Source organism: Paenibacillus sp. 2RAB27, assembly GCF_052115445.1.
In the GTDB taxonomy this organism is placed as follows: Bacteria; Bacillota; Bacilli; order Paenibacillales; family NBRC-103111; genus Paenibacillus_E.
In genome coordinates this window covers 99,512-124,679 of record NZ_JBFRGR010000007.1, presented here as the reverse complement: position 1 = coordinate 124,679, position 25,168 = coordinate 99,512, and the positions used below count along the sequence as shown (strand labels likewise).

At 36.5% G+C, this 25,168-nt stretch carries 20 protein-coding genes; all 20 read right to left on the bottom strand.

Annotation, left to right across the window (positions count from 1 at the left end; all coding sequences use genetic code 11):
* Positions 1 to 59: 59 nt before the first annotated feature.
* A complete protein-coding gene (locus AB4114_RS12865) occupies positions 60 to 1,229 on the bottom strand; it encodes a DegT/DnrJ/EryC1/StrS family aminotransferase (protein WP_441988828.1) in 1,170 nt (389 codons plus the stop codon).
* A gap of 21 nt (positions 1,230 to 1,250) precedes the next feature.
* Positions 1,251 to 1,883: an acetyltransferase gene (locus AB4114_RS12860; RefSeq protein ID WP_441988827.1), complete on the bottom strand. Its 633-nt coding sequence runs from the start codon at positions 1,881 to 1,883 to the stop codon at positions 1,251 to 1,253.
* A 16-nt stretch (positions 1,884 to 1,899) separates the two neighbouring features.
* Positions 1,900 to 2,496 (bottom strand): sugar transferase, encoded by a 597-nt coding sequence (locus tag AB4114_RS12855; RefSeq protein WP_441988826.1) that lies wholly within the window; start codon positions 2,494 to 2,496, stop codon positions 1,900 to 1,902.
* Between the two features lie 20 nt (positions 2,497 to 2,516).
* The gene (galE, locus tag AB4114_RS12850) at positions 2,517 to 3,578 is read right to left on the bottom strand and encodes a UDP-glucose 4-epimerase GalE (protein WP_441988825.1); all 1,062 of its coding nucleotides are present in this window, start codon (positions 3,576 to 3,578) and stop codon (positions 2,517 to 2,519) included.
* 29 nt (positions 3,579 to 3,607) lie between these two features.
* Complete coding sequence (locus AB4114_RS12845) at positions 3,608 to 4,810, bottom strand: glycosyltransferase (protein ID WP_441988824.1); 1,203 nt, start codon at positions 4,808 to 4,810, stop codon at positions 3,608 to 3,610.
* Between the two features lie 14 nt (positions 4,811 to 4,824).
* Positions 4,825 to 5,961: a glycosyltransferase family 1 protein gene (locus AB4114_RS12840; protein WP_441988823.1), complete on the bottom strand. Its 1,137-nt coding sequence runs from the start codon at positions 5,959 to 5,961 to the stop codon at positions 4,825 to 4,827.
* A gap of 48 nt (positions 5,962 to 6,009) precedes the next feature.
* A complete protein-coding gene (locus AB4114_RS12835) occupies positions 6,010 to 7,071 on the bottom strand; it encodes an EpsG family protein (RefSeq protein WP_441988939.1) in 1,062 nt (353 codons plus the stop codon).
* A 38-nt stretch (positions 7,072 to 7,109) separates the two neighbouring features.
* Positions 7,110 to 8,012 carry a glycosyltransferase family 2 protein gene (locus AB4114_RS12830; protein ID WP_441988822.1) on the bottom strand — a complete coding sequence of 301 codons (903 nt, stop codon included), beginning with the start codon at positions 8,010 to 8,012 and terminating at the stop codon, positions 7,110 to 7,112.
* An 18-nt stretch (positions 8,013 to 8,030) separates the two neighbouring features.
* Positions 8,031 to 9,152: a glycosyltransferase family 1 protein gene (locus AB4114_RS12825; RefSeq protein ID WP_441988821.1), complete on the bottom strand. Its 1,122-nt coding sequence runs from the start codon at positions 9,150 to 9,152 to the stop codon at positions 8,031 to 8,033.
* A gap of 11 nt (positions 9,153 to 9,163) precedes the next feature.
* Positions 9,164 to 10,225 (bottom strand): glycosyltransferase, encoded by a 1,062-nt coding sequence (locus AB4114_RS12820; protein ID WP_441988820.1) that lies wholly within the window; start codon positions 10,223 to 10,225, stop codon positions 9,164 to 9,166.
* Positions 10,188 to 11,354 (bottom strand): glycosyltransferase family 4 protein, encoded by a 1,167-nt coding sequence (locus AB4114_RS12815; protein ID WP_441988819.1) that lies wholly within the window; start codon positions 11,352 to 11,354, stop codon positions 10,188 to 10,190. The genes AB4114_RS12820 and AB4114_RS12815 overlap by 38 nt, the downstream gene beginning before the upstream one ends.
* An 11-nt stretch (positions 11,355 to 11,365) precedes the next feature.
* Complete coding sequence (galU, locus tag AB4114_RS12810; protein ID WP_441988818.1) at positions 11,366 to 12,241, bottom strand: UTP--glucose-1-phosphate uridylyltransferase GalU; 876 nt, start codon at positions 12,239 to 12,241, stop codon at positions 11,366 to 11,368.
* A 16-nt stretch (positions 12,242 to 12,257) separates the two neighbouring features.
* Positions 12,258 to 14,087: a polysaccharide biosynthesis protein gene (locus AB4114_RS12805; protein WP_441988817.1), complete on the bottom strand. Its 1,830-nt coding sequence runs from the start codon at positions 14,085 to 14,087 to the stop codon at positions 12,258 to 12,260.
* A gap of 651 nt (positions 14,088 to 14,738) precedes the next feature.
* Positions 14,739 to 17,303 (bottom strand): hypothetical protein, encoded by a 2,565-nt coding sequence (locus tag AB4114_RS12800; protein ID WP_441988816.1) that lies wholly within the window; start codon positions 17,301 to 17,303, stop codon positions 14,739 to 14,741.
* A gap of 25 nt (positions 17,304 to 17,328) precedes the next feature.
* Positions 17,329 to 18,621 carry a fibronectin type III domain-containing protein gene (locus AB4114_RS12795; protein ID WP_441988815.1) on the bottom strand — a complete coding sequence of 431 codons (1,293 nt, stop codon included), beginning with the start codon at positions 18,619 to 18,621 and terminating at the stop codon, positions 17,329 to 17,331.
* Between the two features lie 255 nt (positions 18,622 to 18,876).
* On the bottom strand, positions 18,877 to 20,016 hold the full coding sequence (locus tag AB4114_RS12790) for a polysaccharide deacetylase family protein (RefSeq protein ID WP_441988814.1): 1,140 nt from the start codon (positions 20,014 to 20,016) through the stop codon (positions 18,877 to 18,879).
* Positions 20,017 to 20,079: 63 nt separating this feature from the next.
* Positions 20,080 to 21,087: a glucosamine inositolphosphorylceramide transferase family protein gene (locus tag AB4114_RS12785; protein WP_441988813.1), complete on the bottom strand. Its 1,008-nt coding sequence runs from the start codon at positions 21,085 to 21,087 to the stop codon at positions 20,080 to 20,082.
* Between the two features lie 66 nt (positions 21,088 to 21,153).
* Positions 21,154 to 22,707, bottom strand: a complete 1,554-nt coding sequence (locus AB4114_RS12780; protein ID WP_441988812.1) for a lipopolysaccharide biosynthesis protein — start codon at positions 22,705 to 22,707, stop codon at positions 21,154 to 21,156.
* 48 nt (positions 22,708 to 22,755) lie between these two features.
* On the bottom strand, positions 22,756 to 23,940 hold the full coding sequence (locus AB4114_RS12775; RefSeq protein ID WP_441988811.1) for a glycosyltransferase: 1,185 nt from the start codon (positions 23,938 to 23,940) through the stop codon (positions 22,756 to 22,758).
* A gap of 30 nt (positions 23,941 to 23,970) precedes the next feature.
* Complete coding sequence (locus AB4114_RS12770) at positions 23,971 to 25,161, bottom strand: glycosyltransferase (RefSeq protein WP_441988810.1); 1,191 nt, start codon at positions 25,159 to 25,161, stop codon at positions 23,971 to 23,973.
* Positions 25,162 to 25,168 lie beyond the last annotated feature (7 nt).

The window sequence follows — 25,168 nt, the reverse complement described above, 5'->3', positions numbered from 1 at the left end:
TTCCAGAAAATGATTCATCATCGCGCCAAAATGGACAAAAATAAGTAAGCAAACCTTACTTAAGCACTGATACTCTTGGCTTTTTGTATAGATTTCTGAATACAAGCAATGACGCGATCTTGCTCTTCTTCAGTCATACTTGAACCCGATGGCAGGCATAAGCCTGATTGGAATAATCGCTCCGACACATTGTCATTCTCACTATGCGGGTAATAGGCGACACCCTCAAATAGAGGCTGCATATGCAGCGGCTTCCAAACGGGACGAGCCTCAATATTCTCTTCCGCCAGGAGATTGATTAATGACTCAACCGTCACCCCAGCCTCCTTCGCATCGATTGTCAATGCTGTCAGCCACCTATTAGATCGTGTATCAGCCAACTCCGGCATAAATTGAATACCTGGCAAATGAGCTAATTCGTGATAATAGCGTGCAAATACAACACGTCTAGCAGCAACTCTCTCTTCCAAAACCGCGAGCTGCGCCCTGCCAATCCCTGCCAAAACGTTACTCATACGATAATTGTAGCCGATCTGGCTATGCTGATAATGTGGAGCGTAATCTCGTGCTTGTGTCGCTAGAAAACGTGCCTTGTTCAGCCCCTCAGTATCATTAGATACCAGCATACCTCCGCCTGATGTGGAAATAATCTTATTGCCATTGAAGGAATAGATGCCAAACTTTCCAAACGATCCGCTTGCTCTTCCTTTATAGGTCGAGCCTAAGGATTCCGCCGCGTCTTCAACGATTGGCACTTGAAACGATTTGCACAAGGCTGAGATTTCGTCCATTTTGGCACTTTGACCATATAAATTAACGACAATGACAGCTTTAGGCAATTTCCCATTACGAGCCGCCTCATTCAAAGCACGTTCCAAAGCCTGCGGAGACATATTCCACGTATCTGGTTCTGAATCGATAAAAATAGGCGTAGCTCCTAAATAGACAATTGGATTGGCACTAGCCACAAAAGTTAAACTTGAACAAAAAACAGTGTCCCCTTCTGTAACATCCAATAGTCGCAAGGCAAGATGAATGGCCGCTGTGCCCGAACTAACTGCTGCCGCATCAACAAGACCCGCATAGGTTGCTAGCTCTTTTTCGAAGGAATCGACATGCGGTCCTAGCGGAGCGATCCAATTTGTATCGAAGGCGTCATGGATATACGCTATTTCGTTACCGCTCATATGCGGGGGGGACAGATAGATTCTTTTTTTGTTGGTAAACATGAGATGAACCACACCTTTCATTCAATTCTTTTGGTTAATTAGTATCGCTGGGGTTCCTACGGCTGTCCGGTACGAGGGAATATCATGGATAACCGTTGCTCCCGCTCCTACCATGGCCCATTCGCCAACCTGTTTGCCAGGGATGACTGTCGCTCCTGCTCCTAACATGCTTCCTTCCTTGATAACAACAGCGCCAGTCAACGTTGCCCTAGGTGCGATGTGAACATAATCCTCAATCCGACAATCATGCTCAACGATTGCCCCTGTATTAATAATGGCATGGTGACCAATATGGGCGTCTGCATTAATAACCGTGTTAGCCATGATGACTGTACCATGACCTAGGGACGCACTTGAGCTAATGACTGCTGTCTCATGGATAAGGGTTGCAAAGTGCTCATGGGGTATGCCTAGTTTCGCAATGATTGACTTTCTTCGTTCGTTATTGCCAATGGCAACAACCCATTTCAACTCATTTCCGAGACCAAATATTTGATGTGCTGAGGAAATTGGTCCCTGATACAAACCATTTTTCAAAATGAGGGCATCATACTTATCATCTAAAATAGCGACGATTTCATTGGCTTTGTTTGCTCGAATTATTTCTCTAATTACCTTGCTGTGACCACCTTCACCAATCACGACAAACTGCACAACCGATCACTTCTTTTCACGAAAGATTAGATCCAGAGAATTTCTCCATCGTCACATGATTCCCATGACTGACACCTTCGGACTTCAGCACTTTGCCGACCGTTAATACTAGTATTTTGAGATCCAACATAAAGCTTCTATTCTCTACATACCAAATGTCGAGCTTGAATTTTTCTTCCCATGAAATCGCATTTCTGCCATGCACTTGCGCCCATCCCGTAATACCGGGTCGGACTAAATGACGTTTTGCCTGTTMTTCTGAATAGAGGGATAAATAATCCATCAGTAACGGCCTAGGCCCAACTAGACTTAAATCCCCTTTGATCACATTGATCAATTGTAATAATTCATCCAGACTGAATTTCCTAAGAAAACGACCAAAGGGAGTCAATCTCATTGCATCAGGCAATAAGTTTCCTTCGTTATCTCTGGCATCCGTCATGGAGCGCAGCTTTAGTAGATTAATCGGCTTTTCATGTAAGCCTGGCCTTTGCTGTTTAAAAATGACTGGCGATCCTAGTTTCAGTCTAATCAGAAGGGCAACGATACCAATAATCGGTAGAAATACTAGTAGTAACGAGATAGCGACAATCACATCAAACAATCTTTTCATAAATGATCTACTCCTAACTCCTACATCACAATAAGTCGTGGATTGTGAACCCCGTCAAAGGTGTCCTCTTCTTCCAGATAACCATTGGGGTTATTGGACTGCCAACGCCAAGCATCTAGACACATCTCATCAATACCTTTATCAGYAACCCATCCCAATTCTCTTGCTGCCTTGGTTGGATCTGAGTAGCATATACCGATATCTCCCGGCCTTCGAGTTGCTATTTTATAAGGGATACGCATGCCAGTTACACGCTCGAAAGTAGTAACCATCTCGAGGACACTGAATCCGTGACCCGTTCCCAGATTGTAAGCCTCTACCCCTGCGTTTGTCATAACCTTCTCAAGTGCCTTCAAGTGTCCACGTGCTAGATCCACTACATGGATATAATCTCTTACACCTGTACCATCTACGGTTTCATAATCATGGCCATAAATTTGCAACTCGTTTAATTCACCTATCGCTACTTTCGTGATATAAGGCATCAGATTGTTAGGGATCCCCTTCGGATCCTCTCCTAATCGACCACTTTCATGAGCGCCTATTGGGTTAAAATAACGCAGTAGCGCAATACTCCATGTTGGATCAGATACGTACAGATCTCTCAATATTTCTTCKATCATGAGTTTCGTACGTCCGTAGGCATTGGTTGCTCCAAGCGGCGCATTCTCAGCGATCGGTACACGTTCCGACGCTCCGTAAACCGTAGCGGATGAACTAAACACAATCTTATTCACTGCAAATTCTTGCATAATTTCGCATAAGACAATTGAACCCGAGATATTATTATGATAATAACGTAGAGGTACAGAAACGGATTCGCCAACGGCTTTAAGCCCAGCAAGATGAATCACGGCTTCAATATTGTGGTCCCTAAAGATGCTCTCCATATCCGGTCGATTGTTCAAACTGATGGGATAGAACTCGAATTCTTTGCCTGTAAGCTCCGTTACTCGCAGCAAAGATTCAGCACTGCTATTACTTAGATTATCAACGACGACGATGTCATACCCCGCATTCAATAACTCCACACATGTGTGACTTCCAATGTAGCCTGCTCCACCTGTTACGAGAATTGCCATGATTTTTCGTCCTCCAAATAATTATTAGATTACACATCTATCAGAGCATACAACTTCTCAATTTCACTACCGTTACTATAATCGTTAAGTAATGTATTCTTTATCAATCTTCTTCTTAACTCATTGTCTGAAATAAGTTTGCTGACTCCATTAACTACACCATCAATGCCCATTGGGGTGATTAGTCCGTCAACTCCATCGTAAACTTGACTATTTGCAGTTGGAAAATTAGTAATAAGTACAGGCTTTCCAAGTATTTGAGCCTCACGAACGGTTACAGCTTTCCCCTCGTATCTCGAGGGCTGCACATAGATATCGCACGCTTTAATATAGGGATAAGGATTAGTCCTTTTCCCCAGAATCTTAAATCGATCCTGAAGACTTAATTTGTTGATTAATTCACGAAGTTCGCCTTCTTKGGATCCATAACCTACCACATACCATTCAATATCAAACCCCTTATCCAAGAGATTTCGACAAGCATATACAGCATCATCAATGCCTTTTGCGTAAGAAAATCTGCCAACCGTAAGGAGCTTAGTTCGTCCCGGAATAATCGGCATTTCATAAGTAACGTCGTCTTTGGCTTGTTCTCGAATAAAAGATGGTGAAATGATATTCTCCATTACTGCTACCTTACTCAAGAGGGAAGGAAACACGTTTAGAAAGGAATCTTTACAACCTTCTGAAACAGCAACTATGTTATCCATGGCGTTCCACATTTGATCGTCTAGTGCTTTATTAATGGAAATATTCGAATAATCGGTATGTATCCATCCAATTTTCCTTTTAGCCCGCACCTTATTTCCAACGAAATAATGAGGCCATAAAAAACTAATAGCCGCATCATATTCATCTTTTAATGAAGGAAGAAAGGGAAGAGACATTTTCCACCCGTACTGAATCACCAGATATCCCGGTTCTTCACTTTTAATACGCTTGCCATGCAATGTCCCTATGTATTTTGCTAGAAGTCTTGTAATTCCAATGGAGACATTACCCTCTTTTAAAATTTCTTTCGTTGATTTTCTAAACGTTGAGTATTCTCGAATCTCCTGTAATAAATTCGGTTCAATGGGTATCAGAGAGAATAGTTCCCCTTCATGTTTGTATAACATTAAATCCACATCATATTTACTGTAATCAATCTGATTGAGCAATCCGATCAAACTGCGTTCAACACCTCCAATAGCCATATCAAAGGAGGTGATTAATAGTTTTTTCTTATTCATCGATTATTCCCCCTTCACCCTAACCCGTATAAAACCATCCAATCTTGAATATTTTGTTTGATATCGAAACCTGATCTTACGAAGTGACTTGTAATTTGGTGATCATCCGGTCTCTCTTTTAAGAAAGCCTTATCGATTTCTTTAGTCCATTTTTCGATAGGGTCATTTAAGCTAACAAATGATATTAGTCCTAGATCTAAATCAGTGGTCTTAGGAACCGTATCAGCAGCAATACATGGTGTGCCTGAACCTTGTGCTTCTAACATCACGATACCAAACCCCTCAAATAATGACGGGAATACGAAAACATCGAATGCCCTCATCAATCTGGGGATATCACTTCTTACACCCAGAAATCTTATTTGATTGTAAACTCCCATACGAGTTGATTCTTCTTCGATAAGTTGCATTAACGGACCATCGCCGACCAAAACTGCAACGACATCTTTGCCATCCTCTAGCATTTGTTTTAGAATCCGCAGCAGAAACTGATGATTCTTCGATTCTGAAAACCGACCAATATGACCTATTATTTTACTTCCAATCGCTATGCCGAGTTCTTGCCTAACACAATAGTCAGTGTCCGTGTATTGTGTAAATTGATTGATATCTATTCCGTTTTTTAATAATCGCACCCTCTGCTTATTCGTATATACCTCGCCAAAAAGGAAGCGTGCAGCATCAATGCTGCACGCACAGTAATCGGTAGCGGAATATTTAATTATTGCTCGTAAAGTTTTTAATATCATTTTTTCCTTAAAACCATCGCCCCTACCCCAATTATTGCTGTGAGAATGGCAGACTCTTTTTTGTATGCCTGCCATTTTCGCGGCTAGTGTAACGATGCCACTCTGATAATCGGTATGTGCATGTACAGCATCATAATCCTGACTAGACATAATCTTTTTCAAGTGATTAATATAGGAAAGAGGTCCCGATTGCCCCAAGCTTGGAACTCTATATATTCTGCCGCCTAGCGAACTTATCTCGTCGTCATAATCACATGTTTCACTACTATGAGAAACATAATCGAACTGGATTTTTGATGTGTTCAGATTTCTATGAACATTCATTAATAGAGTCTCGGCCCCCCCCCGTTTCATAGCACTGACAATATGCAAAATTCTGTGCTTATTTTCAACATTTATCATACTTCCACCTGACTTCCGAATCTTATTTACTAACTCCGATTCCTCTTTTTAATTAATAAAGTTACTATGATAGACTATTTTTAAAGCTATAACGTTTTCATAGAAATAGTATATAAAATAGAAGACAATTATTAAGTAATAGATTAACTTCTGTTCTCTTACCGCAAATAGATGTACAATCCATGATAATAATAATGGGATGTACAAACCAAAATAAAAGGTGAATCTAGCGAAGATCCAATTTTGAGTAGAAATGACCATAAAAACAAATGCTAACAAGCACATATTTACAACATAATCGCTTTGGGGAAAGAGACTTCTTAGTTTATGTCTTCCCAGATATGCAAAAAGGATAGGAACCGCACTAACAGCAACTCGAAGAATATTCGTTCCCCCTTCCGAAAAGTTTTGATATTCGCTGTATTGACTATTTTCTAATACGGAAAATAATGCCGATGAAAATTGATTAAACCCAATCACTATTAATATTGCTACAAAAAGAAGTGATGTAGTTACCCACGTCCATGCTTTCCGTCTTACGATAAAATAGATAGGGATTAGAATAAGAGCACTTTGGTGGAATTGTGCTGCTAAAAGGATAATTAAAATATATTTTTTCCAATCTCCACTAAATAAGTATTTAGTCGCAGAAAATACAATCGCAGCTGCCAAAAATTGCCTTATTCCGTTCATCGACATTAGAAACATTCCACTAGTTATATAAATATAAAGACTCAATTCAAATAATCTTGAATAATTATACAAGGTGATAAAAACAAGTACATTCGTTAGCAATGCTACTACGAAAACTAGTAACTGAGGATCATGGGATATCTTTTGTAAAAGCATTTGAAAGATATTAAATCCAATATCTTTTTCACCTATAATACTTTCCCAGTTAAAATCAGTTTGAGCATAGGAGTTCATATAAAAATAAGTATCACCAATATTTCTACGAAGCCCTGAAACAAGAACCATAAATACCAAAGCAAACAAAGCCATTAAAAAGTTCGGTCTAGGAAGAGTTAATAACGGCGTTTTTTTAACAAAGCATCTTGATAACAAAGAAGAAATATAAACTAGAACAAGATTAATATAGAAAATGGCCAAGATACCAATTCCTTTCATTCAAAGCAAAATACTTCTTATTAATTATTCTTTAGTACTGTCTTCCTATTCGTATTCAAAATATAAAAATAGAGTAATATACCAAATGGCGTTGCTAGTAACGTAGTCCATTTATAGGATGACTCCATTAGAAATTTATAATTATTGATCATTAAATTACTTGAAACGTAATGAATAGACTCACGCAATCTGTCTTTATAGGTTGGAGCAAACCTCATAGCTACTTTTCTGAAATGTAAAAAACCCTTTGGATTTCTCTTATATTGGTTGATTATGTTCATACTGGACCCATCAGCTAGATACTCAACATGACATAATATTTCATTCATAATTAGTAATGGACACTCTTGATCGATTAAAAGGTATTTATAACTTAATGGGCAATATTTTTCTCCTGCGAAGATCGGATATGGTGGACATTTACGTGTTAATTCAGACCGATATACAAGTTTTTTATCACCTGTGATCTTGTGTCTCGCATATAATTCTGATATTTTCGAGGCTTTAATATGATTTGGTAACTTTGTGCCAATCATATTTCCATTAGGTGCAGCATCTAAACCTACAATACCAGCATATTTATCATTACCATATTTCCCCCAATAACCAACAATAAGCTCAATGGCATTATCGGCCATATAGTCATCTGAATCGATGCAAACATTGAGTTCAGTGTTAATAAGTTCATAAGCCGTGTTATGAGCTCCATGCATTCCTTGATTATTTTGGTAATGATACTGAATCTTAACAACTCCGTCCAATATCCATTGTTGAACTAGTTCAGCAGTGTCATCTGTTGAACCATCATCAATGATTAGCCAAACAAATTTTTTGGAAGTTTGCCTTTTTAAACTTTCATAGCATAAATGAAGAGTATACGCACGATTGAATGTTGGTGTGAAAACTGTTACTACCGGAACCATTTCATTACCTCCATACATTTAAGCTTGATTTGTATATGTTCCATTGTTTATATAATAATTTGCTAGCCATTTAGACATTTCAATAGTGTCAAATCCATTTGTACGCATTAGTCTAGATGTATCTTCATGCTCGTAAGTAGAAGCAAGCACTTGAGACGCCCACTCCACAGGGGATTGCTTTAGACTAATAAATTGAATACGCCCCGTAGCATCAGTTTCTCGTGTGATCGCGTCAGAAACAAGACACATTAGACCAGCTGCCTGCGCTTCAATAAGTACAACAGGAAGTCCTTCAAAGCGAGAAGGAAAAACAAATAAATCCATCCCCTGCAGAAGTGCTTCAATATCTTCTCTCACTCCTAGGAATCTTACATGTGAACTTAAACCTAACCTTGCAACCTTCTTTTCTATAGCTGGTTTTAAATATCCATCACCAACTAACACAAGCATAGATTCAGGACATTTATCATGAACAGACTTGAATATGTCAATTAAGAAATCGTGATTTTTCTGCTTGTTAAATCTCCCCACATGTCCCAAGACCAATTTATCGCCCACTTGCAATTCTTGTCTAATCTGATTTCTTATACCTTTATCAAGCTTAAAACTGTCTACATCAACAGCGTTGTTAAGAACTGTCATGTCATCGGAATCCGATACTCCCTTTCCGAACAACCACTGACCGGCATTTCTGGAACATGCAAAAAACTTGTTTGGATTATTCTTCATTACAAATCTTGCATACATACGAAAAGGCAGTTTTAAATCAATCCCCAAATCACTTAGGTGACTATGCGCAATTCTGCAGGGAACATTCGCACTCTTCGCTGCTCTCAGTACAAAACTGCTATTTTCATTAATGTGTGAATGTACAACGCTATATTCCGAGTGTTGCTCAAAAAACTCGTCCAGCATTTTAAAATATAGTCTGTAGTTCCCCGGACGAATTTGCGGCATCGTGTATATCTTCCCACCAAGCTTTAAAATTTCATCATCATAATGCCCTCTTTCTTCTCGGTGTACCATAAAATCGAATTGTATTTTGCTGCGATCTATTTGTCGGTAATAATTCATTAACATGGTTTCAAGTCCGCCGCGGTTCATGATGGTAACTACCTGAAGTACACGAGTAGGTTCCAAAACTATCACTCCTATCTAATCGTTTTTCGAAGTCTATTAATGGTTACAAGCATTACATAGAGTCCAACTGCTTGCCTAAATTTGGCGCAAAAATAAAACGTTCTCCAAACAAATGAACAATAAACTGTCTCAAATTGTTGAAAGGAACGTTTTATTCGATTGTCATTTAAAATTGTACTTAATCTACTTATTTTCAAAAATGCGGATTCTGAGTTACTTATCGTATTTAAGCCAAGTCCTAACATATTAAGACAAATACGATTATTTAAAGCTTCATAGAATTCAGAAGGCAGTTCCTTTTCCTTTATGAAACTTTCCATAAAACTATAGAGTTTAAACCATTTGTCCTGCAACTCGGGTTTGTAACTGGATGTTAACGATGTCGTATTTACCCGCCAGTAATGATAATACGGCTTATTTAGTAGAACAAACACTTTTGCATAATAACTGATGTGGATATTAAATAGAGAGTCTTCGTTCGTACCCACAACATTAAGATCGATAAAATTGAGGTTATTTCCCTTAACAAGTTCAGTTCGATACAATTTGGACCAAACAGTTCCCCACGCGTCCAAATACTCAGGATTCGCCATTTCTTCCTTAATTGGTCCAACTAAACGTCTTAGCACATTGGACCGAATTTCTTGGTTCCGATAACACACCTTATTGGGAAGATTAAATTTCTTTTCCTTGGAGTGTGTTCCAAATTCGCGCATGTACGTACACATCACAATGTCAGCATTTTCTTCCATTGCGTTATGATACAGAACTTCATACATATCGTGATCAATCCAGTCATCTGGATCAACAAATCCAATATATTCTCCTCTTGCCAACCGTATCCCATCATTTCGAGCCGCGGATACTCCGCCATTTCTCTTATGAATCACTACGATACGAGTATCTTTAACAGCATAGTGATCGAGAATCGCGCCGCTTGTATCGGTTGAACCGTCGTTTACGGCTATGACTTCAATCTCCTGCATTGTTTGAGATAATATACTATCCAAACATCTACCTAAGTAACCTTCAACATTATATATAGGCACTACTATACTTACCTTTGGTCCCATCCTTATCCCCCAAAAAGTAATTTGTATATATCCCCATGAGTTCAGTTCCAACTTGATCAATTGAGTATCGTTTTACTCTTTGTACACTCGCAATCCCAAATTCTTTTCGTAGTTTTTTAGCCTGATAGAGTTGGTTCAGCCTTATTGCAAACTGATCGCTCTTTAGCTCTGTAATGATATAACCGTTCACCCTATCTTTAATAAGCTCCGCATGTCCTCTATTTTCACTTGCTACAATCGGCAAACCGCACGCCATAGCCTCCATAATATTGACTGGTAAACCCTCACGAAGACTTGACGCAACAGCTACATCACATTGTTGTAATAACTTGCAGATATCATTTCGATATCCAAGAAAATCCACCATGTTCTCAACACCAAGACGAATCGTCAGATCACGACAGCTTTGCAGTAATGGACCACTTCCGGCCAATAGCAACCTTGCACAGGGAACCTTTTCTTTAATTAAAGCTAATGCATGTATGAGCAGTTGCTGATTTTTGTTTTCATTAAATTCAGCTGCATAGAACAAAAGAAAATCATCTGGTGCATATCCGAAGCTTTTTCTCAGTTCTTGTTTGTGCAAGTCAGTAATCGGTTGAAACTGCTCTGTATTAACCCCAACGCCATGAACATGCTCGATTCTTTTGGCGTTAAACCGATGCTTTACTGCCAAGGCGAAATCTTCCTCATTTATCGTAATGAGACAATCCGTATAATTTGAAAAAACCTTCTCAATCGGGTAATACAGCAACCAATTTTTAAAAGGTGCGCCTTTGCAAAAATGGAACCCATGCGCTGTGTATATGACCTTTGTTCCACGTTTCCGTGCCCCTCTCGCCGCTAATCGTGTAAGCATTCCACCCATTGGGGTATGACAATGAATGATATCATAATTATTTTGAATGATAATGGATTTGAGTTGGGAGTATGCTTTCACATTTTTCAGATGAAATGGCGATCTCTGTATCGGAATGTCAAACTTCGCATCGACATAGGGAAGCTCGATATTCCCACTAGCAGCAACATGGACTTCGAAGCCCTGATCCTTGAACCATTTCAAGTAAGGCAGGTGAAAGGCTCTGAAGTGATAATCGACCGTTGCGCAAAACAAAACTTTTCTAGACATCGTGGCATCACCTATTTAATTAATTCTTTCTCCATGAGTTCGGAAAGATATTTCAATAGTCCGTATCTTAAATCTTTACGCTGCAACGCATATTCAATCGTCGTTTGAATGAATCCCATTTTCTCTCCGACATCATAACGGGTACCTTCAAATTCGTACGCATACACCGATTCAATCCGATTTAGTTGTGCGATCGCATCGGTTAACTGGATCTCGCCTCCAGCTCCTGGTTGCTGGTTATTAAGGATCTCGAAAATTTTAGGTGTTAAAATATAACGCCCCATGATCGCTAAATTGGAAGGTGCTAACTCTTTAAGTGGTTTTTCAACAAGATGATTAACGCTATGTAGGCGGTTCTCCAACTCAAAGCCATCCACGATCCCGTATCGGGATACCTCTTCATCAGGTACGTGCTTCACGCCAATAATGGATGCATCGTGATATTCATATTGTTCCATCAATTGCTGCAAGCAAGCCTTATCCGCTCGAACAATATCATCCCCGAGCAATACAGCGAATGGCTCATTGCCAATAAACTTGCGTGCACACCAGATCGCATGCCCTAAGCCCTTAGGCTCCTTCTGGCGAATATAGTGAATATCTACATTAGAAGACTTTTTCACTTCCGATAGCAGCTCGAACTTCTGCTTCTCCAATAAATTTTGCTCAAGCTCGAAGGAGTTATCAAAGTGATCCTCAATCGCTCTTTTGCCTTTACCCGTCACAATGATAATATCTTCAATGCCCGATTCAACAGCTTCCTCAACGATATATTGAATAGTCGGTTTATCAACAATGGGTAGCATTTCTTTTGGCATTGCTTTGGTTGCGGGTAGGAATCTTGTCCCTAGACCAGCAGCTGGAATAATTGCTTTTCTAACTTTCATAAGTGAATGCTCCTTTTCAGCCTACAGATGATAGTTTCTTTGATAACAGAAGAACATTGCTGTTTCCAATATTGAGCAAATGCTCTCTTAAGCTATCTTTATCTAACGTGTTGTAAATAGAAATGATCTCTTTGATTTCTTCCATATATAGATCCGCTGTTTTACCTATATAAATCTTAGGATATACTTGTTGTTCTTCAATTTCATCAGCCTTCAAAAGCTCCTCATAAAGCTTCTCTCCAGGCCGCATGCCGGTAAATTCAATACCGATATCTTCCACCGAGTTACCCGAAAGCTTAATTAGATTTTTGGCCAAATCAACAATTTTTACAGGTTCACCCATATCGAGGACAAAAATCTCTCCTCCCTTGGCTAATGCACCAGCTTGCATAACGAGCCGAGAGGCTTCCGGTATCGTCATGAAGTAGCGAATCATATCCGGATGGGTAACAGATACAGGACCGCCTTTTTCAATTTGATGCTTGAACCTTGGAATGACACTGCCTCTGCTTCCCAAGACATTGCCGAATCGAACGGCTACGAACTTCGTAGCACTACTTTTATCCATGTCTTGAATAATCATTTCGGCCATACGCTTCGTGGCTCCCATGACACTAGTTGGATTCACGGCTTTATCCGTTGAGATCATGACGAAGGTGTTCACTTCATACTTACTTGCAGCAATCGCAACGTTCATCGTTCCAATCACGTTGTTCTTAACCGCTTCTTCGGGATTGCGTTCCATCAGCGGTACATGCTTATGAGCTGCCGCATGGTACACGACATCAGGGCGATGTCGGTTCATAATAGCCATCATTTTACGAGAGTCCTGAATATCTGCAATTTCCGTAATAAATTCCGTTTGTGCGTATTCGCTTATATCCTTCAATTCCATTTCGATGGAGTAGATACTGTTCTCCCCGTGCCCTAATAAGATGAGCTTGCTAGGCTGAAACTTAGAAACCTGACGGCAAATTTCAGAGCCAATAGAGCCTCCTGCTCCCGTTACCAAGACCACCTTGTGGGTGACAAACTCAGAAATACTTGCGATATCGAGCTCAATCGGCTCCCTACCCAATAGATCCTCAACATGAACATCCATGAATTGATTGACCGAAAGTTTGCCCGTAACAAGATCCTCTAGCATAGGCAAGGTTTGTGTTTTGGCATTCGTTTTGGCACATTCTTGGAAAATCACATTCAGATCTTTCCTTCCTAAGGAAGGAATCGCGATAATAATGTTGTCTATGCCTAGCTCGTCGACTGTCTTCTCAATTCGACTAATGCCTCCAACAACTGGAATTCCCATAATATCTAGGTTATGAATACGCACATTATCATCAATAAACGCAACCGGCAGAAGCTCAGTTTCGCTATTCTTAATTAGCTGTCTTGCAACCATAGTACCTGCGGATCCAGCGCCAATAATCAGCGTTCGCTTCTTATTGTCTGACTTCTTAATCAACGTGCCGCGTAGTAATCGCCAACAGAAGCGAGAGCCGCCAATTAGAAGAACATGCAGCATCCATGTAACAGCAAGTAGCCGGAAGTAAACATCCTGAACAACGACCTGCTGAACACAAGCAACCGTAATAATGGTGAATGAAACGGATTTCAAAACAATTAGTAACTCGCCTATACTCGCGTATTCCCACGCTTTTTTATAAAGTTTGTAGCGGAGTGAAAATACATGATGACTTACTAACAGGGCAATTGAACTTACAACTAATGGTAAAGTAATGACTCCTAGCTCTGCGCTCAATAGAAATCTACTAAAGAAAATAGAGGTTAATACAATAAAGGAGTCCGCTATAATTAAAAGTGACAACCGTTGGCTATATGACAAATAAATCCACCCTTTCTTTAAAGTTCTTAAGTATAGGGCCTTTGAAAAAAGACCTTATAATTAAACCCTTTAAGCAATAGGGCATCTAACCCTTCCTCGCACCACACTTTTGACGACTCGCGTCTAAGGTATATTTCAACCCACAGCATGATCGAGTGCCTCCATTGATAGCGGTAAGGAGACATCACCGAACTTATAGTTAAGAATGAGATCTATCTTCAGCTAGGGAACAAATTATTCTCAATAGAGAACTCTGAAGTATAAAAATTCCTTTGTTTTATAATTACATCKGTTTTGCTGCATTAGTAGTTCACTAGGTGATCTTGCCCAATACTTATAAATTAGACTAATCTTAAAAGAAAAAAACCAAATGTTCTTTATAAAGAACATTTGTGGCTGTGTACTGGATTTTTATGCGATCCAATTGTATACATTCACCTTTGAATAATATTTACTATACCTTCATTTTAGTTCTTTATAATGAACATGTCAACGTCATTTTTTCCATTATTGAGAACAACTATTCTTACCGAATTAAGAATTAATTAGGACTCGCTCTTGCGAAAAGCGATCATTATAATCCCCAAACACACTATTAAGAGTCGGTTATTCTTAATAAAGAATTTGGGGATTTAAATTCTACATTTGATTTCAATTGTTCGAAATTAATCCATATTCCTTAAATATTGCTAAAGCACCAATTTCTTTCCAAGTTACTGTATTATCTTGTACTTGCTCTCCTGGAGAACCTGTAAAATTAGGTTTAGTTGCACCAGGATTCCCCGGTGTTATTACTTCGTACACGCGAGAATTGCTTGTTATTCTATCACCTTTATTATAATATCCTGATGACGATCCACTTGAGCTCCACAATGACCCACAAGCATAACCAGCTGTTGTACAAACCCAGCCTACATTTCCACCAGCAATAGGGACAGCTTTATTAAATGTATGCCCTAACAAATATTTACCCGTTGTAGGAACAGTGACAATACTTTTAAATGGCTCCAAAACCCCATTAATGTAGTTATTAGAAGTAAATACAATATCACTTGTGATAGGTTGAATTACTGTATCTAATATATTGTTTCTAAAAAATATTTTATTTGTGGTGATTTGTCTATTTAAGTTAACTGCTGTTAAAGGCTGATTAGATACAAACTCATTTCCATCGACAATTAAATATTGACAAGTAAACGTGCTAGTTAAGAAATCTATTATGTTAAAACTCGTTGTTGCAACCTTATATTCAAATAAATTATTGATTATTTCAAGTCTCCCTTGAATATTGCGCAGATAAATTGCAGGTTTATTTTTCCCTATAAATTTACAGTTCCTAATTCTGATTAATTCCATATTATCAGTAGCCGCGAGGAAAAAGAGGTTGTTATTACTATCCCAGTTTTTAAAAAGGCAATCCACGAAATCATACACGGAATTTTTAAGTAAACCGAAAGTCATCGAGTTATCAAACACACATCCCCTTATAGAACCCGCTGGTAGTGTAAGTGATTTAGTGTTGATAAAAGTATTATTTATTAATTGCCATTCGTAAGCGTCATCTTGCCCAGAAAATGTATTTGCTGCCGAAGTCTTGCCCTCAAATACGCAGTTAGAAATTGTTTGTGGCTCTTTCCCGTAGAAGATTGTTGGTTGTTGATTAGATATAAGAGAAGAATCAGCATCATGATAGAAATGGCAATTATTCACAGATACCTTATGTGGTAAGGTCTTTGTCAAATTTAGAGAGCTATTATGGAAATAATTATTTCCAATTACGCACTCCGTAGAATTACGCGAGGATATTTCACATAGATGCAGTACGTTGTTTGTAAATATAACTTCTCCATCCAATGTAAACCCTGATCTTAATACATGATTGCTATCTATAATAATATCAATGCATTCGTTCCAAATTTGGCTAGGTCCAAGTCTGTCCATAACATTTTTGGAGAAGATTACATGTTGTGTATAAACTAAACTAATACCTAGCTTACAATCATAAAGATGATTTCCTTCAATAATATAGAACTGATTCAAGCCGTAACCATCTTCAATATCAATGGCCGCCTGTGGAGGTGTTCCATAAATATCATGTATCTTGTTGTTACTAATATAAATGTACTTTCCTCCAGCGCTTATTCCACATCTTCTTGAGTGATGCAAATTGCATTTTTCAATAAACACATTTCTAGGATATAATGGAACGCCTATACTTAAAACAACGCTATCAGACACAGATGTTACTGGAATATTGCTTTGGTATAATACTACTTTTGCATAAGCAGCACCTGATGGGATAGGGACGTCCTCGAAGAAATTAACAGTTTTGAGAGATGAAACATACGCATCTGAACTATTGTAAAAGATAACATCACAAACAGTAGTATTTATCTGACTCCCAAAGTCGCCCCAACCATTTCCGCATATTGAGAAATATCCGTATTTAATCATATCAGGCTTATTCAGCATGATTTTATTCGCGATTCTTATTTTAGTTGTATCCGTTAGCAAAGTACCATTTGTGAGATTAATACTGCCCTGTTCCCAAGCTGACATGTTATAACCGCTTTGGAAATTTGGAGTCATACCTACCCCTATGGAGTCACCTGTACAATTGTATACTTCTAAGTTATCCAAAATGATATATTCTGGGTTTCCTAAATTATCGACAACGGAGTTGCTACCTATGTTGACCCCCATAGAGCCTTCATGTGTGCCTCCACTAGAATAGTCATGATACTCTCTATCACCTTCAATACTACCATTCATGATTCGTACATTTACTTGATTTTTTATATCTATAATATGATAATTCGAGTAACCATTATTTCTTATTCTTAGTTTGGCTCCACCTAAATTCAAGGTCATGTAACTACTTGGAATTATTGCACTATATTCATCAAGAAGATAGGTCCCCAATGGAAAGATGATTTCTGAGTATCCCTGCCCTGAGGCCCATTGAATCGCGGCATTAATACCAATTGAATTAGCTTTCGCTATTTTTTTATCATTGTAGTCAACAGAAGTATTGTTCAACTCCCATCGGCTAAGGTCGAGCACGTATGAACCAAGGACTTTCCCCATCACTTTGCTTAGTTCGAGAAACTTATCCTTCAGACTGGTTGTTGGATCAACGTAAACAGCATCTGATACTGTTATTGGATATATATAGTCACCATTCGATCCTTTTAACTTATTAATTCTCCCCTTCATATCTTACCCCTCCTCTCCAATTTAGTTATCCCGCTGCCCAAGTACCTCCAGTAAGTGTGGCAGTCTTTCCATTTCCGCTTGCATCTACAATGGCTGTCCCTGTAAATTTTTCAGTCAAATTATAAAATGCCACGACATTACCACGATTCAGTATTTTAATTGAATAGATCTTACCCTGCATCTTAGAATTATTCTGATAATCCGAATAAATGTTTATTTCGTCTGTAGCAGTGGAAAAAAGACCTAAAGTAAGTGTTATTTTATTATTTTTCACGTAATTAATATCAATAGGTGATACTTCATTTATTAAAATCTTTGTCCATACGGGACCATATTGTATATTTCCATTATCATTAATTGAAAAAAAGGATGTAGAAACTCCTGGTCGAGCATCTACATAAGTGTACCAAACACCAGCAGGTCCTGGATTAGCTTGACAAGTTAGTTCTACGGTGTCAAAAGTTAGGCTAGGCAATTTAATAAAATCCGTAGTACCATTCATTAATATGGTGTAAGTTCCATATGTTCTAACTGATATTCCTACACCAATTGCCTCATTGTTAGAGTAATCTCTTGCCTTAATTGAAAAAGTATAATTAGTAGCCGGGATTAGTCCAGTTACTTGGTACATTAAAGGCTGCAACTTAGAGGCGGTCGCTGGTACTGTTGTTACCAAAGTTGCTCCGTTATATATGTTATATTCTTTGGTATCTGAAGACAGACTCTCTGTCCAATTTAAGACTAAATTGGTTTTATCCAAATAAGTTATATTAACTCCTGATACATCTGCTGGTGGTATGTCATCAAACAACTCCACTATTTCACCTGCACCTACATTCCAATTCTCTAACGTTATTGACGCTCCTCCATATGATGGAGCTTTAGGTACCCATTTATTATTTTCGAATGTTAATACATTGTCATTAACAGGTAGAGTGTCTTCCACATTAACATCAGTGAGACTGCTCAGCGTGTGAGAATGATTTGTTAGTGCCTTTCCATCCAGAATTGGTTGTAAATTATTTATATCCACAATACTGTGTAAATGAGTTGCATTAGCTTTTTGAGATAATAGACTAACTAATTTTGAAGCTGACAACGTAGTAGTTGTGCTACTTAAATTAATATCATCTATTAGAAAAGACTCACTACCTAAAAAAGCCCAATACGAAGTATTACTTGTTGGAATCCCGCTGCTATCTTGAATACATATAAAGGAAGCACCTTGATCTAAAACGATATTGCCCTTTTTATAACTAGTAGAAGCATCATATGTGCCTTTATAACCAAACAATTGAGACACAAAGAGTAACATCATCCCACTCCCCTCTCACTTCATATTCATATAAATTTAATTCCCGTTCCCTTTCTTCACCCAATTATATTATATTTTAGTAATTGATACTTCGCTTGTATGAATGCACCTGACTATCTTACTCATTTTGAAACTGTCAGCCAGTTTTGAAATAATTGCATTACTTTTTTGGAAATGATATAAACAAAAAGAGACGAACCAATTGAGATTCGCCCGTTCGATATTCGACCTTGTAAAATGTAATCGAGTTATATTTTATTAGAGATTAATATCTTTTAACTTTGGAAGTTTTTTTAATAATCTAAGATCAGCTATATTATTATTACTTAGATTTATTTTTTCAAGATTTACAAGATACTGCAATCCATCCAGGTTAGATATGTTTTTATTACTAAGATCTAATTCTTTGATTGAGCTTAAATCCGATATTTTCACCCACGGTTCTATTGGATTTGAAATATGTTCTCTAATGCATTTTTCCAAATTGCGATCAATGAAAGTAGCTACTCCAGCAATTTCAGATGTTGTATAAAATTCCATATCATTTTTTTTTGCTTCATTTATAAATGTCTGAAGAGTTTTCGGCGATATTCTCCACTCCCCAGCTTTCTCCCATCCCCAGCCGGAATCCTCCCAGACAGCCTCTTCAGGTAAAATAGAGTGGCAAGTTAAGATGATATTTCTCCCTGTTTGTTTAGCGACTTTCAACATCTTTATAATATATTTAACATCAGATAATTTATTATTATCAATACAAATAGAAGGAGCAAAACCAGTATAATTAAACGCCGTTAGATTATCTCCGTATAGATGACCTCTTATAATTTTAAAATATTTAGGGACTAACTCCTTTATGTTATCATTGTTATAATTAAAGAATGGAAACGCATAAGTTACTGGCTTTTTGAATTTCTCATTGGTTCTCGAATGCGATTGCTCTTCCATCCAATTAATTAGAGGGAGTATATCTTCTTCTACCCATCTACTTATTCCAAATTCATTAGAATAATTTGCAGCCCTTGTATGTTTAAAACCGTGATGAGCTATTTCATGGCCATTTGATTGCAGTTCTAACAACATATCTATTTCTTTCTGTGAATGCTCTCTTTGATTTTCAAAATGGTGAAATGTATTTATATTAAATGTCACTTTAACATCATAATATCCAAATATGTCTTTTCCATAAGTATACCAATGGTTCACTCTAAAACTATCATCAAAAGAAAGAGCAATTCCAGGTTTATTAATAAAAGGTAGCATTGGCTCAATTGTATTATCATAAAATTCCCCGTTTTGTCTCTCCATGATTTTGAGTATGCTTTTCCAATATTTATGTTGAAAAGATTTCATTCTATAGGATCTAAGTGCACTCATAAATTTATTATCCAATAATATCAAGTTATCCCCCTCTTAAATTCTTTAATAGCGCTAGATCTCATTCAAATATACCCTTAATAAAATTTACAATCTACTTATTTTCATTTTTAATCCTAACACTTTTAACAAAATTGAGCCTTTGCATAAGATAGAGTCAATCCTCCATAATAGATAATTACGTTTTTCTAATCTATGGCCATCAACAACAATTAGCCATTTATCTTCCGCGGTTTTTATTTGGTCGATAGTATGCATACCATCTTTTCTCCAATCAATTTCTTTCTGAGTTCCACTTAAAACTAAATTAATCTGCTCTTCTTCGTACTCTGTCTCTGAAAGTACTTTTATTCTAAATACTCTCACTGCACTCCCATAATGGGGTTTTCCATCTTGTGTATATCTAAATATGTCATCCTTCTCTACGATTACTCTACCACCAGGTCTAGTAATAGTTGGATTATCAGTTATTAGAGGGCTTTTCGGATGTTCTTCCCAGCCTTCTTCAAGTCTATCCGAAAAAAATAAGTGCAATTTACCACTCTTTCCAGCGAGCATCCACCACTTATTGTTATATTGAAATATACTTGCGTCTACGTATCGCCCACTTATTAATTCACAAACCACATCCCACTCGTAAGGGAAATTTTTGGCTCTATAAAGTATTACTTGATTCGCCTCACTCGACTCTGGAATCATATAAAACTCATTATTAAACTTAAACACATATGGATAAGACAGATGATAGTTCTCTTTTAGAACAATTCTTTCATAATTCCATTTTTCCCCATTCAAGCTTGTTGCTAGTCCAATAACTCCTCTACCTGAGGATTTATCAAGAACCTCAAAAAACATTGAAAACTTAGAGTCATGAGAAATAATAAACGGGTCTGCAATAAATTCAGCTGGCACATCAGTAACATCTAGGGCCTGTAACGTTGGACTTTCCAAGACGTTCTCATGCGGCGGAGCAGAAATTAACTTATCAGAATTAAATACTTTTATTGACCAAATACCAACAGTTATTGTTCGTTTAATTAATCTACTCAGAAAAATCACTAAAATAAGAGTGATAATAGCAAGTAAAATATACACTAAGACACCATCCCTTTATTTCTTCTTTACTATTACCAGCAGATATTATAGGCTATCAAAATCAACCTACTGTTCAAATTTAATTTGTTGAAATATCTTTAATTTTAATCCCCTTAATACATTGGTCAACACATTCTTTATATATTGGAATTCTTTGCTTCTATAAAAAATAAGAACATAAATTGCATTTGGAATAATTAAGCAGATACTCCCTTTTACTACTAAAGAAATAAAGCTACTTCCTGATACCAGTACATTACAAACATATGTAGTTATGATGCAAGAAAAAATTGTCAAAGCAGCATAAAATACATAATTATAAAAATATGACCTTACTGKGGTATTAAATATTTTCTTATATATTAGCCGCGGAGCATTCCAAAAGACAGTACTTAAAATGCTTATAGTTGTTCCTAAAAAAATCCCGGCTAATGCAAAATATTTTACTAAAATTAATGATGCTCCTAAAATTATTACGGATTCTATTAAAGGCATATATTTGTCTTGAACAAATATGCCTCCTTTTACCTTGAATGTTAGAACCGATGATCTTAGCCCATTTATGTAAAAATTAATAATTATAATTAAAAATGTAAACGAGTCTAACAAATACCCTTTCCCAAGCCACCAAATAATAAAGGGTTCTAATAAGTTGAATAAAAATATTACACAAACTGAATATATCCAAAAATTTATTAAGTACAATACCTTGAATACCGAATAACTCTTATCATTGCTCTCTACAGCAATTAAATTTCCTATACTAGCTCCAACTCCACCTAATATGGGAGCTATAAGTGCTGTTAGTTGTCCCAAAATCATTGTATAGTTAGAATAAAGTCCTACTGTTACAATACCAATAAATGAGGATATTAATATGTTATTTGTTCCGAAAACACAATATCCACCTATACTGTGAAAAAAAAGTGCTTTGATATTCTTAATTAAACTATCTTTTTCCTGTTGATCGATCGAATATCTAACTTTAGTTTTGATAAACGAATACTTTCTTTCAACTATTTTACTACTGCAAATAGTTTGTATGAAAAAAATGGCAATTTCTATCGATAAATATAAAATATAGTTTTTTGTTATAATTAAAACCAATATCCTAGAAGTAATTGTGATTATTTGAAAAAAGAAATTCACTCTACTTAATACATAACCTTTTTGATCTGCATTAATTAAAGATACTTTGTGCGCATTCATATATGAAATCATATTCTTAGCCACRAATATAAAATATGCAATGGTGATATACGGGATTGACTCGCTACCCTTCATTAGTTCTTCTAAAAATGGATAGAGAATTAAACTTAAAACAAAAATAATGATTGCTAATACAGTATAAGCTTTTTTATATAATTGTATTAGTGCTATAATCTTAGGCCTATCGTTCTCGGCTAACGGTTTATAGAGATTATATACAATGCTTACTCCTATACCACTTTCCACTAATGAAAGCATAGATAGAAGATTATCAATTAATCCGTTAACTCCAAGATACCCTACACCCAAACTGTCCAAAAAAACTTTTCTTGAAATAAAACCTAATACCCCAATAACTAATTGGGAGATAATACCAATTGAGATATTTTTTATCGAATTCTCTATTCTCATTTCTAACAAATCCTTTTCAATAAACTTATAAAAGTAGACAGTAAAACACTAAATATTGTATATTTTCTCCATTTCAAGTGTGTAGTCAAATCTATCTTTTGCAAGATTGTCAGAAAACCTAATACACATCTCTTTATTGTTAATCAAATTTGTGATAGCATCATAGATTTCATCCTCATTAAACTTCACAATCAGCCCAGTTTCCCTATTTTTAATCTGTTCTTTCGCTCCAGTAAAATCAGTAGTTACAATAGGTTTTTTTAAACATCTTGCTTCTGCAAGTGCAATGCAGTATCCCTCATGTCTGGATGGTTGCACATATAAATCACACTGTGAAATGTAAGTATATGGATTTGAGTCGGTACCTAAAAAAATAAATTTATCTTGCAAATTATATGCTTTTACTAAATTTTCGTACTCTCTTCTCGAGCTTCCTTCACCGACACAGTACCACTTCACTTTGTATCCATTTTCAATTAATTTCGCTAGTACTCGTATTGCCAAATCTTGACCTTTTTCGGTCGTCAATCTACCTACTGTCAAGATCCTTAAACCATTAAATTTATCATTAAATCCATTACCTTCTTTGGCTTGACTATAAATCATTTTTGATGATATTACGTTCGAAAACACCTCAGTCTTGTCACTAATAATTGGTAGCACATTAATTAGCTTGTTTCTACCCTCTTTAGATACAACAAAAATCTTATTGAACTTATTGTAGATTTTAGATGCATACTGCTTGTTAAATCCAATTTTTGTAATATCAAAGTGAATCCACTGAATTTTATTCTTTGCTTTTATTTTATTTATAACAAAGTAGCTTATGAAGTCCATTGGTCCGTCATAAGCTACAGCAACATCGTATTCAGTATTTATTGATGGATAACTCTTTAAAATATATTTAAAAAAGATACTTCTATCTTTGTTAATCTTGGAAATTATGTGTAGAAGTATTATCGTAACGGACTTTATAAATTTACCTTTCTTGAAATAATTTAAAGCAGTTTTTTGTGGTGGGTTATTTAGTGTTTCTTTTATGTCTTTATAATTCTTGAAATATTCAATTTGAACTCCACTTGGGATAAAATTTAAAAATCCACCATACTCCTCTAATAAATATATTGTTATATCGTACTTATCTTTTGGAATCTCTGATAACATATTAAGCAGTGCTTTTTCAGTTCCGCCCACATTCATGTTTATCGCCATGAATAATAATTTTTTTTTCATTAGTTTTCTACTCACTTTCATAGTGCTTCACTATTTCATTAATTGATGGAATTTTTCTATTTCTTCAACATTTCCTTTTTTCTCGAGTTGTAAATATTTAATAATACTTTCCCTTAGTACTGTATCATTCATCATTCTCAATATCCCCTTACAAACAGCTTCGGCATCCATATCGACTACAATTCCATTTTCCCCATCTATCATTTGATTGAATACAGCATCAAACCTTGTTGTGACAACCGGTATATTAAGCATTCGGGCCTCAGCAATAGCAAGACCAAAACCTTCAAACCTTGATGTCTGCACATATATATCACTTTCTTTAATAAATGGATATGGATTTGGTGTAACTCCTAATAAAATAAAATGACTCGATAAATCATTTTTTTTAATATATTCTTCAATTTCTTCTTTTAAAGGGCCTTTACCTAGTACATACCATCTAAACTTAATTCCACTTTCTCTTAATTTTTTACAAGCTTCCAGAGCAATATCATATCCTTTTTGGTGGGCGAGTCTTCCTATGGTTAATATTCTGATCCCATCAAAGTCATCAGCATATTTATCTCCTAAATTAGCCATATTAGCAATAATATCAGGATCATTAATATCGTAAATAATATCGACCTTGTCTGAATAATATGGAAATGTTTCTAATAATATCTCCTTAGCTGAGTCAGACACAGCAACTATCCTATCATATAGATCATAAAATTTTTTCTGGAACTTTTCTTCTCGCTCATCCAATCGATAACTAACATTTACCCAGGCAATTTTTTTATTTGCTTTTACTTTTTCTGCTACATAAAATGTAGGAATTCCCTGAGCATAACTTATCGCAACATCGTAGGTTTTAGGATTATGTTCTATTACATCTGATATACTTTCCCAGTAAATCCTTGCTTTTTGAGCGTTAGAATATTTTTTCACTCGAATCCCAATGGAGTATTTCATTCTTGAAGAAAGCATCTTAATATCCGTTTTCTTCACAGTATCCATTAAAGCTTCTATTAAAGGTAACCTCGAAAAATCCGTATACTTTAATGGTCTTAAAATATTAACTTCTTTCGGAACTAATCCCTCAAGTAATTCACCGTGTGTAAATAACATTAAATCTACACTATACTTTGAATAATCTAATAATGTCAGTAATGTTATTAAGCTCTTCTCTGCACCTGCACAAACTAATGAGTCGATTACAAACAATAGATTTTTTTTCATCTTTTTA

Excerpts from the sequence above, each read along its gene's own strand:
- AB4114_RS12865 (WP_441988828.1), bottom strand. The coding sequence starts at position 1,229 with ATGTTTACCAACAAAAAAAGAATCTATCTGTCCCCCCCGCATATGAGC.
- AB4114_RS12840 (WP_441988823.1), bottom strand. The coding sequence starts at position 5,961 with ATGATAAATGTTGAAAATAAGCACAGAATTTTGCATATTGTCAGTGCT.
- AB4114_RS12830 (WP_441988822.1), bottom strand. The coding sequence starts at position 8,012 with ATGGTTCCGGTAGTAACAGTTTTCACACCAACATTCAATCGTGCGTAT.
- AB4114_RS12820 (WP_441988820.1), bottom strand. The coding sequence starts at position 10,225 with ATGGGACCAAAGGTAAGTATAGTAGTGCCTATATATAATGTTGAAGGT.
- AB4114_RS12815 (WP_441988819.1), bottom strand. The coding sequence starts at position 11,354 with ATGTCTAGAAAAGTTTTGTTTTGCGCAACGGTCGATTATCACTTCAGA.
- galU (WP_441988818.1), bottom strand. The coding sequence starts at position 12,241 with ATGAAAGTTAGAAAAGCAATTATTCCAGCTGCTGGTCTAGGGACAAGA.
- AB4114_RS12800 (WP_441988816.1), bottom strand. The coding sequence starts at position 17,303 with ATGAAGGGGAGAATTAATAAGTTAAAAGGATCGAATGGTGACTATATA.
- AB4114_RS12795 (WP_441988815.1), bottom strand. The coding sequence starts at position 18,621 with ATGATGTTACTCTTTGTGTCTCAATTGTTTGGTTATAAAGGCACATAT.
- AB4114_RS12775 (WP_441988811.1), bottom strand. The coding sequence starts at position 23,940 with ATGAAAAAAAAATTATTATTCATGGCGATAAACATGAATGTGGGCGGA.
- AB4114_RS12770 (WP_441988810.1), bottom strand. The coding sequence starts at position 25,161 with ATGAAAAAAAATCTATTGTTTGTAATCGACTCATTAGTTTGTGCAGGT.